Here is a 12,838-nt window from a genome sequence, read left to right as displayed (position 1 = left end):
CCGTGGAGTTGCCCGCGTTCCTCGCCGTCGTCCTGGTCATTGCCGGCGTCTGGTCCCTGGTGGTCTGGCCGCAGTTCCTGCGCCGGGTCATGAAGGACCCGCGCGCCCGTGACGCCGACGGCAAGGCCACGCGCTTCCTGACCGTCCACGTGGTCCTCGTCAGCATCTCCATGCTGCTCGGGGCCGCGACGGCGGCGATTGGCGTTGCCGGGCTGATCGGCTAGCATCCGGCACACCGGCGGTAATACGACCGCCGGTGTGCCGGATTTCCTGCCCTGGCGGCGTGCTGGCGGCTAGAATCGGCAAAAAGGTGGACCGCTGAAAGGGGACGCCGTTTGCTACCCCGTCGTGCGGCTATATGGGCACTGGGCGCCTATGTGCTTGCCCTTGGCCTTATTGCGCTCTGGCCCGTTCCCGTGGACCAGGGATCGTCCGATCTCCTGATGCGGGCGCTGCGGAAGCTGCACCGCTGGGGCGTCCCCGCCTCCTTCGACTACGGGGTGGTGGAACTGGCCGCCAACGTGCTCCTGTTCCTTCCCCTGGGCGCCCTGGTGGCCCGGATCCTGGGCGCACGGCTGTGGTGGGGCGGGGTTGCCGTCGGCTTCGTCGTCTCGGTCCTCATTGAGCTCGCCCAGCTTGTCTTCCTCCCGGCGCGCTTTCCCTCGGTCGCCGACGTCGCCGCGAACACGTTCGGTGCCATGGTCGGCGCCTTCGCGGCCCTGTTGCTCATGGCATTCCACGGCCGTGTACGAAACCCGGACCCGGCACGTACGCTGTGAACTATCCACGGCGAGAGGACACGGCAGCTATGCGGATCTCGGTTATCGGTTGCGGTTATCTCGGCGCGGTCCATGCGGCAGCCATGGCCAGCCTGGGGCACGACGTTGTCGGCATCGACCTGGACGGGCACAAGGTGGCGCAGCTGTCCCTTGGCACGGCCCCGTTCTACGAACCGGCGCTGGATGACCTCCTCGCGGAGCTGGCCCACTCGGGCCGGCTGCGGTTCACCACCGACATGGCGGCCGCCCGCGGCGCCGAGGTCCACTTCATCTGCGTCGGAACGCCACAAAAGCGCGGCGAAAACGGCGCGGACCTTCGTTACGTGGATGCCGCCGTCGCGTCCCTCGCGGCCCAGCTCTCCCCCGGCGACGTCGTCGCCGGGAAATCCACGGTGCCCGTGGGAACCGCCGCTCGGCTGGCCGACGTGCTGGCGGAGACGGAACCCGGCGCCACGCTGGTGTGGAATCCTGAATTCCTGCGCGAAGGCCACGCGGTGGCGGACACCCTGAACCCCGACCGGTTCGTCTACGGGACACCGGACGGCAACGAAGAACATCCCGCGGTGGCCGTCCTGGACCAGGTCTATGCGACGCCGCTCGCCGGCGGGACACCCCGGCTCGTGCTCGACTACGCCACGGCGGAACTGGTCAAGGCGGCCGCCAACTCGTTCCTCGCGACCAAAATATCCTTTATCAACGCCATGGCCGAGGTCTGCGAAGCCACCGGGGCCGACGTCACCCGGCTGGCTGATGCGATCGGGCTCGATGAGCGGATCGGACGGAAGTTCCTGAACGCGGGCATCGGATTCGGCGGCGGCTGCCTGCCCAAGGACATCCGGGCGTTCATGGCCCGCGCCGGTGAGCTGGGGGCGGACCAGGCGCTGACGTTCCTGCGGGAAGTGGATGCCATCAACATGCGGCGCCGGACCCGGGTGGTGGAACTGACGCGCGAACTGTGTGGCGGGTCCCTGCTGGGCCAGCGGATCGCCGTGCTGGGGGCGGCTTTCAAGCCCGAGAGCGACGACGTCCGGGACTCTCCCGCGCTCAGCGCCGCCGCGCAGCTGCAGCTGCAGGGCGCCGTGGTGACGGTCACGGACCCCCAGGCGCTGGCCAACGCCGCCAAGCGCTTCCCGGAGCTGCCGCTCGAGCCGGATCTGGACACGGCGCTGCACAGGGCCGACGCCGTGCTGCTGCTGACCGAGTGGCAGGCCTACCGGGAGCTTGATCCGCACGCGGCCAAGGCGCTCGTGTCCGCGCCCCGCATCCTGGACGGCCGCAACGTCCTGAATCCGGCGAAGTGGCGGGCCGCCGGTTGGATCTACAAGGGCCTGGGCCGGCCGTGACGAGGTGGGCTCAGGCTGCCAGCGCCTGGCCCAGGGCGTCTTCCGCGGCGACCCATGAGAGCATGGCGCACTTGACCCGGGCGGCATAACGGGACACGCCCTCAAACGCGGCGGCGTCACCCAGCACCTCCGGATCGGCCGGCACCTTGCCGCGCGAACGCAGCACTTCGCGGAAGCTGTCAATGACGGTGCGGAGCTCCCCGACCGTCATGCCCTCGGCGAGGTCCGTCAGGACGGACGCCGAGGCCATCGAGATTGAGCAGCCGTCGCCGTCCCAGCGCAGCTCGCTGACCTTCCCGCCGGCCACGGACACCCGGACCGTGATTTCGTCGCCGCAGGTCGGGTTCAGCTGGTGGGACTGGCCGCTGCTCGCGCCATTGGGTGCGTCCGCGGCGGCGAGGCCACTGCCGTGCCGGGCCTTGGCGTGTTCCAGGATGATCTGCTGGTAGAGCTGGTCAAGACTCATGGATGTCCGTCCTAGGCTTGGAAGTAGGCACGGACATCGGCGACCGCGTTCAGGAACGCGTCCACATCGTCCGTGGTGTTGTAGAGGTACGTGCTGGCGCGCGTCGTCGCCGTCAGTCCCAGCCTGCGGTGCAGTGGCTGGGCGCAGTGGTGACCGACCCGCACGGCGATGCCCCGGCTGTCCAGGAACTGGCCGACGTCGTGTGCGTGGACGCCCGCGACGTCGAACGCCGCCAGGCCAATCCGTTCCTGCCCCGCCGCGGGACCCAACACCCGGATTCCGGGGATGGATCCCAGGCCCTGCACCAGGCGCTGGCCGAGTTCGGCTTCCCAGGCGTGGATGCGGTCCATCCCGGTTTCGCTGAGGTAGTTTACCGCCGCGGCGAGCGCCACCGCCTGCGAAATGCGCTGGGTGCCGGCCTCGAAGCGTTGCGGGCTCGGCAGGAAACCCGCCCGTTCCATCGTGACGGTGGTGATCATGGAGCCGCCGGTCAGGAACGGCGGCATCGCGTTCAGCAGCTCCGAGCGGCCATAGAGGGCGCCGATACCGGTGGGGGCGAGCATCTTGTGGCCGGAGAACACCGCGAAGTCGACGTCGAGGGCCTTGACATCCAGGGGCAGGTGCGGCGCGGACTGGCAGGCATCGAGCACCACGAGGGCCCCCGCGGACCGGGCCAGGGCAACCAGGGCGGCCACCGGGTTGATGGTGCCCAGGACGTTGGACGCGTGGGTGAACGCCAGGACGCGGGTGCGGGGGCCGACGAGGCCGGCGGCGGCCGCCAGGTCCAGGGCGCCGGCATCGTCGATCGGGATGAACTTCACGACAGCGCCGGTCCGGGCCGCCAGCTCCTGCCAGGGGATCAGGTTGGCGTGGTGTTCCATCTCCGTGACCACGATTTCGTCGCCCGGGGCCAGGGCGAACCGGGCCGCTTCGGGTCCGGCGCCGGGCAGGGACGCGTTGAGGAAGGAGTACGTGAGCAGGTTCAGGCCCTCCGTGGCGTTGGAGGTCCAGATGAGTTCATCCCACTCCGCGCCGACAAAGTCCGCCACTGTTTCCCGGGCGTTTTCGAAGGCCTCGGTGGCCTCGACGGCGAGGTGGTGGGCCCCGCGATGGACCGCGGAGTTCCGCTGCTCGTAGAATTCCTGCTCCGCCTCGAGCACGCTGAGCGGGTTCTGCGAGGTGGCCCCGGAGTCCAGGTAGACGAGGGGCCGGCCATTGACGTGCTGCTGCAGGATCGGGAAGTCGTTGCGGATCCTCAGAACCTCCTCGTTTCCGAGCACAGCGGCAGAGCGGCGGAGGTGGGCTGGGGTGGCAACCATGGCGGAGACTCCTGGATCGGCGTTCGCTGCGGCGTACCCCTGCCGGCCGGGCAGCCGGCGGCACGAAATACGTCACACAGATTAAACCTAATTATCCCACGTTCCCGCAGCCCTCCTGCGCGGCCACCGCGCGGACCCGCACACCGCGGAACTCGACGGGAGGTCCGGCGTCGTAATTCTTCCGCAGGGTCAGCCATGCCCCGCCGTAGCGGGTGTCTTCGGCGGAGACGTTAGCGCCGGAGGTGCCGCCCCCGTCCCGGCGGACGCTGATGTGCCACGGCCCCAGCGTCACCACGAACTTCATCCACTCCCCGGGCCGGGGCGCCGGGCTGCCGGACTCCGCGAGCCGGACCGGGGCCGCGGTGCCGGCGTCGTGCCGGTAGAGCGCCAGCGTGCCGTCCCCGGCGACGTCCAGGACATAGCCGGGAACTTTCAGGGCGGACCCCGGACGGTAGGGCGCGTCGGAGTCCTGGCCAAAGGCCACCCCCGCGCCCGGGCCTGCCCCAGGGAGTCCGGACGGCCAGCGCAGCTCGAACTCGATTTCCCAGTCCGGGGAATCAACCGCCCCCGCCAGGGAGCCCAGGACGTAGCCGGACTTGTCCGGGCTGGAGATGCTGAGGGCCCCGTCGGCAAACGCCGGCTGCCCATCCCAAACGGCGTCGGCAGCCCACGGCAGATCGCCGGTTCCCCGGCGGCCGGCGGAGAAGCCGTCTTCCCGGAGCGGTTCCTCCTGGTGCAGGACATAGCGGATGTTGGAGCAAATGAAGCCCCGCACACCCAGGTCCTGCAGGCGGGCGTGCTCGCTGCGACGGTGCAGCTCCCAAGCGAGCACCGGCTTGCCGGAGGCGACCATCTGGCGGATCATCGCCTCCGGCGCGTTGTGGTGGATGCCGAGCAGGTCCGCCCGCGGGATGAGCCCGGCCACCTTGTCCTGCTCCCGCGCCGTGAGGTAGCCGAAGGTGGTGTAACCCCTGGCCGCCGCGAGCTCATGCCCCCGCGACGCGGCCGGCTGCTTCCACACCACATGCTCCCGGGCCCCGGGATAGTTCTCCAGCAGGGCCAGGATTTCGTCGGCGTTGGTCCCGGGCTTGTCCTCAAGGAAGATCACGTGGCTGGCGGCGAACGCGTCCAGGACGTCGGTGAGGAGCGGGATGGGCTCCAGCGGCGTGGCCGGGCCGAGCCAGGCCCGGGCGTCATTGCGCAGCGGCTCCAGCGCGGCGTAGGGCGCCCGGGCGATGGTCAGGTCAATGCCGGTCAGCCGCTGCGTGTTCAGATCGTGGTGGCAGACCAGCACGCCGTCTTCGGTGGCGGAAACGGACACCTCGATCGCCTTCAGCCCCGCTGCCGCCGCCCCCTTGTAGGCGCGCATCGTGTGCTCTGGCCAGTTGTCCCCGGAGCCCCGGTGCGCGACGAAGAACGACGGCGCCTCGAGCAGGTCCGCGACCGTGAAAGGCCCTTTGTCCCCCGGCGCCGCGACCGCACCCGCCGTGACGAATTCCTTGGCCGCGGATGCCGCCGGGACGATCGGGGGCCGCGGCCGGGCCGTGGCCCCCGGCGCCGCGGAGTTTCCGGGGCACGAAGAGCAGCCTGCCACGCCCAGCACCGCCCCTGCTGCGGCGAGGCCCAGGAACTGCCGCCGCGCGATCACGGCGATCCTGCGCCCGGCAGATTCGCGGGGGTGAGGGCCGAATTCTTCACGGAGGCTTGGGCCGGGGTTTCGGCCGGGGCTTGACCAGTGGTTCCGGCCCGGGCGCGCGCGGGGGCTGTGGCGGGGACAGGCGGCGACGCCGCACGGCGGGCCTCGTCGGTTGCGATGACCACCATGGCCAGCACCGTCCAGACGACGATGCCGCCGGCGGAACGCGTGGCCAGGGAGCTGTATGTCTGTGGAATGACCAGCGCCATGATCCCGGCCAGCGCCAGGCCAGGGTAGCCGGTCCTCATGCCGCGGAGCACCAAGACTGCCATGGCACCGAAGTAGAGCACGGCGAACAGGAGGCCGAAGTCGATGCCGTACATCAGGATCGGATTCTCGAAGCTCGTTTGCAGCCCGGCCTGGACCGCCACCCGGTAGCTGGAGCCGATCCCCTGGCCGGCCACGGCGTAGTCGTTCCAGCGGCTGAGGAAGTACTCGAGGGCGATGCTGCGCGCCTCACTGGACCCGGTGTCGTTGGCAACCCGCGCCGCCACGCCGGCCACCAGCGGGGATTGCATGATGGCGGCGCCCACTCCCGTCATCACCAGGAGCATGGCCGTCTTGACCCAGACAGGCCGCCGGACAAAAAGCACCACCACCACGGTTGCCACGGCCAGGGCCACGAGTCCCACGCGGGACTGCGAAATCAGCACCGCCACGGCCATGAGTCCCAGCAGCCCGGCCTGCAGCCACTGACGTGACAGGCCTGCCACCAGTGGCGCCGCAACACTGACAACGAGGGACAGGGCGAGCGGCTGGTCCAACGTCCCCATCCAGCGCCCGGAGTTCCTGGCGAACCAGTACTGGGTCTCGAATCCTGCCTCATAGAACAGGACATTGCCGCTCAGCCACTGCGCGACAGCCACGGCACACGCGAGGGCAACGAGGCCCAGGAGCACGGTGCGCAGCAGCACCACGAGTCCGCCGCCGCGAACGGCTTCGGCGAGCAGCAGCAGGAAGAACAGCACCGGCACCACAATCTGGTCCACCAGCAGCACCATTCCACCGCCATTGCCGGACGTCGATGTGGCCAGGTACGCCGCCACGATGACCAGGCCAAGGACCAGGAACAGCAGGAAGTGACGGCCCAGGACAATCCTGACGCTGGCCGGATCGTGAAAGAGCCGGACCAGGAAGATGCAAAGCACCAGCCAGGTCGCGGGATGGACGGACACGGGGCCGGAGGACACTCCGGTGAGCGTCGCGGCCCCGATCGCCGGCACCAGCAGCCACAGCCCCAGCACCGCAGCCAGTGGCACCCTGGCGTGTTTGCGGCAGAGGAAAGCCGCCGCGAGGGACACTCCGATCCAGGCCGCCAGCTGCATTTAGGCCACCCGGCCGGACGTCACGATCCGGCCCGGAACAGCGACGCCGTCCACCCTCACCTCCGGCCGGCAGAGTGCTTGACCGGTGCCGGTTCCGCGGGCACCGCCGGGGGCGTCACCTTGGCTCGTCGGATCGGCCTGCGGAGCCATGCCCGGGGCTGCTTGCGCCCTTCGGACAGTCGGAGCGGAAGGGCGTTCAGCACAGCGCCCGCCACTGTGACCTTGACCAGATCCAGGTTCCGCAAGGACGCGCCCAGCAGTTCGCGCGTCACGCTCCGGTACCGGACCACCAGCACTGTGAAGTCCGCTTGCACGGCCAGCAAGGCCGCGTCGCTGAACGGCTGCATGGCTGGCGCGTCGAGGATGACGCGGCTGTAGCTGCCCCGCATCTCGCCGAGCGCGGCCGTCATGGCCCGGCTTGCCAGAAGTTCTGTGGGGTTCTCGGGAACAGAGCCGGCAGCCACAATGTGCAGCCGGTCGCTCGCCGTTTTTTGGATGACACCGTTCAGTCCGGCCCGGCCGGCGAGGACGTCGGTCAGGCCCATTGTGTTGCCAAATTTGAGTTCCGACGCCAGCCTCGGGCGCCGGAGGTCCGTTTCCACCAGCAGGACTTTCTCCCCCGCGTCGGCCCAGGCCCGGGCCAGCATGAGTGCCACGGTGGTCTTGCCCTCCCCTGCCCGCGCCGAGGAAATGAGCACGACGCCGGAGGCCGGCAGTGCGGGCAGATGGTCCACGTTGGTGCGGAGCCGGCGTGCCGCCTCATCGAGCAGCGAGGCCGCGCGGCGATCCAGGATGCCGGAGAACTTGCGTGCGTCTGCGCTGACCGGGACGCGGGCCAGCAGCGGCAGCCCGGACGCGGCTTCGACATCTTCGGGGGTCCGGAGCGTGTGGTCCGCCATCCGGCGGGCGACCGCGATGGCGATGCCGGCGCCGAGGCCAAGCAGCGCGCCCAGACCAAGGTTCAACGAAAGTCGGGGGGACACCGGATCCGTGTCGTCCGTGGGTCCCGCCACCACGTTCAGGACGGTCTGCCCGCCGCCGCTCTGGGTCCGGCCGGCTTCAACGTCAGCCAGGGCCGTGTTGAGGCCGGAGACGATCTCGCGGGCGATCCCGAGAGCTTTGGCCTGGTCCGGCATGCTCACGACGACCGTCAACATCATGGTGTCCTGGTCCGCCGAGGCGCTGACGCTCTGCGCGATGTCCGCTGCCGACAGGCCGGTGGAACTGCTGCTGACGAGCTTTTCCACAAACTTGTCGCTCTTGACCAGGCTCGCGTAGGAGGCGATGCGTCCCCGCGACAGTTCGAGGGACTGCAGGGACGACTGTCCCGTTGCCGGCGGCGACACGACGTAGAACTTGACGGCGCTTTGATACACCGGCGTTGCCGTCGATGTCACGCCCCAGGCGACTCCGACGCCCGCCAGCAGGCACACGAGCACTATCAGCCAGCTCCGCGCAATTGCGCGTCCGTACTCAGACAGTTCCAAGCGAACCCCCCATGCGGCCACCACGCCGTGCCTGCAGCGGCACGGTCCTTCATGGTCCCTTGACGCCCCATTATTGACTGCGACCGCGCCGTGCGGAAGCTTTTTGGTTCTGTGTCTTTGCGGCCGGTCCCGGCGCTCAGGCCTCCCGGTGGCGCAACGAAGGTTGCTATGCCGGCGGACCGACCTGGCTTAGGGCCTGAATCCTAGCCAAATTCCGGCACCGGCCGTAGTCTTTCCCTAATCAGGACGGACCGTCAGGTCCAGCAACAGTTTGGGCGTCAAGTCCTTGGAAACAGGACTTGGACTCAGGTCCTGACGGCAGGTCTCAGCAACAGGTCTCAGTGGCGGGGTCCCAGCAACGGGCCCCGGGGCCAGGCCCCGGTGGCCGGACCGGTGTTCCTGCGTCAGCAGCGGCCCCGGTCCTTTGTTCAGGGTTGCCTTCCGCCGCGGTACCGGATCGAGGGGGCACGATGAAGACTAACGGGGAGCAATTCTCGGTACTAGTGGCGCACCCCAGCGCGGACCTCTACGGCTCCGACCGGGTGCTGCTGGAAACCATTGACGGGTTGCACCGCAGCGGCGCGCGCGTCCTGGTGGCCTTGCCGTCGCCGGGGCCGCTCGTGGCAGAACTCAAGCGCCGGGGCGCCGCGGTCATTCTGTCGCCGACGCCGGTGCTGCGCAAGAGCCTGCTGACGGCACCTGGACTGGCGAAACTCGCGGCCGCGTCTGTATACGGGCTGCTCCGCAGCATAGGTGTGATCCGGGGCGCGCGCCCGGACGTCATTCTGGCAAACACCATCACTGTCCCACTGTGGACGGCCGCGGGACGGCTGACGGGGGTCCCGGTGGTCACCCACGTCCATGAGGCGGAGGCCAACGCCCCCCGGGCTCTCCGCGCGGCCCTGGCCCTGCCGCTGCTGCTCTCAAGCGGGATCCTGACGAACAGCCAGTTCAGCTCCGACACACTGGCCTCCGCGCTGCCGGCGCTCCATGGCCGCCCGAGAGTGCTCTACAACGGCGTCCCCGGGCCGGACGCGCCGGTACCGCCACGGCCGGACCTCCAAGGCGGGCTCCGGATCCTGTACGTCGGACGGCTGTCCCACCGCAAGGGCGTGGATGTGGCCATCGACGCGCTGCTGCGGCTCCGCAGCGACGGCGTGCCGGCCAGCCTGTCCGTGGTGGGGGCGGTCTTCCCCGGCTACGAGGACTACGAGGCCGGCCTCCGCAGCCAGGTCCAGGCCCATGGTGCCGAAGACCACGTCACGTTCCATGGTTTCCAGAATGTGGTCTGGCCGTTCCTTGCCGAGTCCGACGTCGTGGTGGTGCCTTCCCGCCTCGACGAGCCGTTCGGCAACACGGCCGTCGAGGCGGTCCTGGCCTCCCGCCCTGTCATCGTCAGCAACACCTCGGGCCTGCGGGAGGCCGCGGCCGGTTACCGTTCGGCGCAGTTCGTCGAACCCGGCGACGCGGGCGAGCTCGCCGAGGCGCTCGCCCGCGTCGCCGGCCAATGGCACCACTACCAGTCCAGTGCAAGGCTCGACGCCGCCGAAGCCGGCCGCAGGCACAGTCCGGAACGCTACGGGACCCTCATGACCGGGCATCTGGCGCAGGCTGCGGGCAGGCTTTTGTGAACGGCAGCCCTGCCCCCCGTGCGGCCTCCGTACCGGCCGCACCAGCCAAAACGGCGCGAGGCGTCCGGTGGAGCTTCGGGGCAGTGCTGGCCCGGCAGGGATTCCAAATGCTCTGCGCCGTGGTTCTGGCCCGCCTCCTGGGGCCGCAGAGCTATGGAGTCATCGCGGCGGCCACCGTGTACATCAACCTGGTGGCGCTGCTGTTGGACCAGGGCCTCTCCGCGGCGCTCGTCCAGCGGCCGGACGTGACCCGCCGCCTGGCAGGTGCCACAGCCATGCTAAACATCCTGGTGGCGGCCCTACTCGCGGTGGTGACCTGGTGCGCCGCTCCCTGGATTGCGCAGTTCTTCGGCGTGGCTGAGCTTGAGCCGATCCTTAGGCTGCTGGCTCTGGCGATCCCAGTCAAAGCCCTGGCCATCACACCGCGGGCCATGCTGTCCCGGAACCTGGCCCTCCACAGGGTCGGCGCAGCGGACATTGCGGCGGCAGCCGCGGGCAGCGCGGCCGGGATCGGCGCTGCGCTTGCCGGCGCCGGACCGTGGTCCATGGTCTACCAGGTGGTCGCCACTGACGTCGTCTGCAGCGCGTTGTTGCTGGCAGCGAGCCGGGGTCCCGTCCCCAATTTTGCCTTCCGGACCATCGCGCCGCTGTTCCGATTCAGCTTCAGCGTCTTTGCCACCGACTGTCTGGCCTACTTCTCCCGGAACCTGGACAACATCCTCGTGGGCCGGGTGCTCGGCGTCGCCGCACTCTCCCTTTACGGGATGGCCTACCGTATCCTCGTCATCCCGGTCCAGTTGATTGGCCAGACCGTCAACCGGGTCATGTTTCCCGCGTTTTCCCGCGCGGCCGGCAGCCCGGAGACAGTGGCCGCAATCCTTGTCTCCGCGACGAGGCTGCTGGCGATCTCCGCTGTTCCGCTGATGGTCTTTGTGGCATGCGCCGCCCCCGAGCTCGTGGGCCTGGTTCTGGGCCCCGAGTGGCTGCCCGCGGCCGGGCTGGTAAGTGTGCTCGCCATCGGGGGCGCACGCGAAACCGTTTTCTACGTCACGCCCTCCCTGATGAAGGGTCTGGGGCAGAGCGGGTTGATCGTGAGGTACGAGATCCTGGCCGCCGTTGTGCAGGTTGGCGGTATCGTGATCGGACTCCAGTTCGGCGTCTTCGGCGTCGCCGTCGGATACTGCGCTGCCGGCTTTATCCTCACGCCCGTGCTCCTGCGCATCCAGTCCCGGCTGACAGGTGTGACGACGATGTCCCAGCTGGCGGCAATCTTCCCCGCTGTCCACGCCGCAGCCTGGGGTGCGGCCGGATACGGGGCGCTGTCCCTGGCCACCGCACACGGCCCGTGGCACCTGTTCGGCGGGCTGGGGCTCTTTGCAGCCCTCACCCTCGCCGCGCTGCGGGTTTTCCACCGGCGCATGCTCTCGGGCTATCTCGAACAGGCGCGGGCATTCATTGGACGGCCTGCCCCGCGGCAAGCCCCTACAACGACAAGAGGTCAGAATGACTGACATCACACACCCCAGCGTTCGCCCCTCGGGCGACGAACTCGCCGTCAGAATCCCGGCGGACGGCCTCGTCGTTGCGGTGCTGACCTACCGCCGGCCCGATGACATCGCCCTGGCGCTGCCGCGGCTGGCGGCCCAGGCCGGTACAGTCCTGGTCTCACCGGGACAGGGAGGCCCAGACGGGCCCGAAAATCCGCAGGCCACCGTGCTCGTGATCGACAACGACCCCGAGGCGAGCGCCCGCCCCACCGTGGAACGGCTCGCCGGCACTCTCCGGCCGGGGCTGGTCCGGTACGTCCACGAGCCGAAGCCCGGCATCGCGGCGGCGCGGAACCGCGCCCTGCACGAGGCGGCATCAAGCGCGCTGCTCGTCTTCATCGACGACGACGAAGTGCCCTCGGAGCAGTGGCTGGCGCAGCTGGTGGGCCTGCAGCGCTCCAGCGGCGCCGCCGCCGTCGTGGGTCCGGTCATCAGCGAATACGAACACGCGCCGGAGCCCTGGATCGAGGCCGGCAGGTTCTTCCACCGCCGCAGGCTCCCCACCGGGACCCGGCTGGACGTGGCGGCGACGAATAACCTGCTCCTGGACCTGCGGCAGGTCCGCGCCTTGCGGCTCGCGTTTGATGAACGCTTCGGTCTCAGCGGAGGATCGGACACGCTGTTCACCCGGCAACTCGTCCAGCGCGGCGGATCCATGCTGTGGTGCGATGAGGCCGTGGTGGTGGACCGGGTTCCGGCCTCGCGGCTCACCCGCAGGTGGGTCTTGCGCCGCGCCCTTCGCAGCGGGAACTCCGCGGCGCGTGTCGACCTGGAACTCGCCGCAGGCATGGCGGCCCGGCTGGGGGCCAGGGGCGCTTCCCTGGGATCCGGATCAGTCCGGTTCGTCGGCGGGTCGGCGCGCCTGGCAGCGGGACTCATCAGCGGCTCAGTGCGGCAACAGGCGCAGGGAATGCGGGCCGCCGCCCGGGGCCTGGGTATGGCATCCGGCGCCTTTGGCTATGTTTACAGCGAGTACCGCCGAAAATAGTTTTGCTGCAGTTCACCGTCTCTGAGGCGTCGCCGCGGCAGGTTGGATACGAGGGGAATTTTGCAGCTAATACAAGCGACACGCCCGGGCGCGATCAAGCTGATATTCGACACGCCCCGTCGTTACCAATTTGCAACCTGCCGGGCACCTCGACTAGCGTGTCTGCACAGAAGCCGGGGTCGGGGAACGCCTCCCGGGAAGTCAGTCGCAAGGGCCACGGGTCCGCCCACGCCTCGCCCAGGTCTCAGTCACCTGGG

At 69.4% G+C, this 12,838-nt stretch carries 11 protein-coding genes; 6 read left to right on the top strand and 5 right to left on the bottom strand.

The window, feature by feature from the left end; all coding sequences use genetic code 11:
- Positions 1–2: 2 nt before the first annotated feature.
- The 3 genes from MRBLAR12_RS17155 (at position 3) to MRBLAR12_RS17145 (ending at position 2,122) form a co-directional block, all read left to right on the top strand.
- The gene (locus tag MRBLAR12_RS17155) at positions 3–224 is read left to right on the top strand and encodes an SCO4848 family membrane protein (protein ID WP_229993211.1); all 222 of its coding nucleotides are present in this window, start codon (positions 3–5) and stop codon (positions 222–224) included.
- Between the two features lie 153 nt (positions 225–377).
- Positions 378–779, top strand: coding sequence for a VanZ family protein (locus MRBLAR12_RS17150; RefSeq protein WP_229993210.1), 402 nt, complete (start codon positions 378–380; stop codon positions 777–779).
- A 29-nt stretch (positions 780–808) separates the two neighbouring features.
- Positions 809–2,122 carry a UDP-glucose dehydrogenase family protein gene (locus MRBLAR12_RS17145; RefSeq protein WP_229993209.1) on the top strand — a complete coding sequence of 438 codons (1,314 nt, stop codon included), beginning with the start codon at positions 809–811 and terminating at the stop codon, positions 2,120–2,122.
- 10 nt (positions 2,123–2,132) lie between these two features.
- Here the strand turns inward: MRBLAR12_RS17145 and sufU are convergent, their stop codons facing one another.
- The 5 genes from sufU to MRBLAR12_RS17120 all read right to left on the bottom strand — a co-directional run bounded on the left by sufU (position 2,133) and on the right by MRBLAR12_RS17120 (position 8,415).
- Entirely contained in the window at positions 2,133–2,588 is a 456-nt protein-coding gene (sufU, locus tag MRBLAR12_RS17140; protein ID WP_229993208.1) for a Fe-S cluster assembly sulfur transfer protein SufU, read from the bottom strand.
- An 11-nt stretch (positions 2,589–2,599) separates the two neighbouring features.
- On the bottom strand, positions 2,600–3,907 hold the full coding sequence (locus tag MRBLAR12_RS17135; RefSeq protein ID WP_364747275.1) for a SufS family cysteine desulfurase: 1,308 nt from the start codon (positions 3,905–3,907) through the stop codon (positions 2,600–2,602).
- Positions 3,908–3,998: 91 nt separating this feature from the next.
- Positions 3,999–5,555, bottom strand: a complete 1,557-nt coding sequence (locus tag MRBLAR12_RS17130; protein ID WP_364747273.1) for a glycerophosphodiester phosphodiesterase — start codon at positions 5,553–5,555, stop codon at positions 3,999–4,001.
- Positions 5,552–6,928, bottom strand: coding sequence for a hypothetical protein (locus MRBLAR12_RS17125; RefSeq protein ID WP_229993205.1), 1,377 nt, complete (start codon positions 6,926–6,928; stop codon positions 5,552–5,554). Before MRBLAR12_RS17125 ends, MRBLAR12_RS17130 begins: the two co-directional genes overlap by 4 nt.
- Before the next feature lie 56 nt (positions 6,929–6,984).
- Positions 6,985–8,415, bottom strand: a complete 1,431-nt coding sequence (locus MRBLAR12_RS17120; RefSeq protein WP_229993204.1) for a polysaccharide biosynthesis tyrosine autokinase — start codon at positions 8,413–8,415, stop codon at positions 6,985–6,987.
- A gap of 470 nt (positions 8,416–8,885) precedes the next feature.
- On the opposite strand from MRBLAR12_RS17120, the gene MRBLAR12_RS17115 reads away from it, so the two are divergent.
- The 3 genes from MRBLAR12_RS17115 to MRBLAR12_RS17105 are packed head-to-tail and all read left to right on the top strand — an operon-like array spanning position 8,886 to position 12,581.
- Positions 8,886–10,046, top strand: a complete 1,161-nt coding sequence (locus MRBLAR12_RS17115) for a glycosyltransferase family 4 protein (protein WP_364747270.1) — start codon at positions 8,886–8,888, stop codon at positions 10,044–10,046.
- Positions 10,043–11,557 carry a lipopolysaccharide biosynthesis protein gene (locus tag MRBLAR12_RS17110; RefSeq protein WP_290369344.1) on the top strand — a complete coding sequence of 505 codons (1,515 nt, stop codon included), beginning with the start codon at positions 10,043–10,045 and terminating at the stop codon, positions 11,555–11,557. The genes MRBLAR12_RS17115 and MRBLAR12_RS17110 overlap by 4 nt, the downstream gene beginning before the upstream one ends.
- A complete protein-coding gene (locus MRBLAR12_RS17105; protein ID WP_364747268.1) occupies positions 11,550–12,581 on the top strand; it encodes a glycosyltransferase family 2 protein in 1,032 nt (343 codons plus the stop codon). The genes MRBLAR12_RS17110 and MRBLAR12_RS17105 overlap by 8 nt, the downstream gene beginning before the upstream one ends.
- Positions 12,582–12,838 lie beyond the last annotated feature (257 nt).

Source organism: Arthrobacter sp. LAR12-1-1.1 (assembly GCF_040676555.1).
Lineage (GTDB): Bacteria > Actinomycetota > Actinomycetes > Actinomycetales > Micrococcaceae > Arthrobacter.
This window is presented reverse-complemented; position numbering and strand designations above follow the sequence as displayed.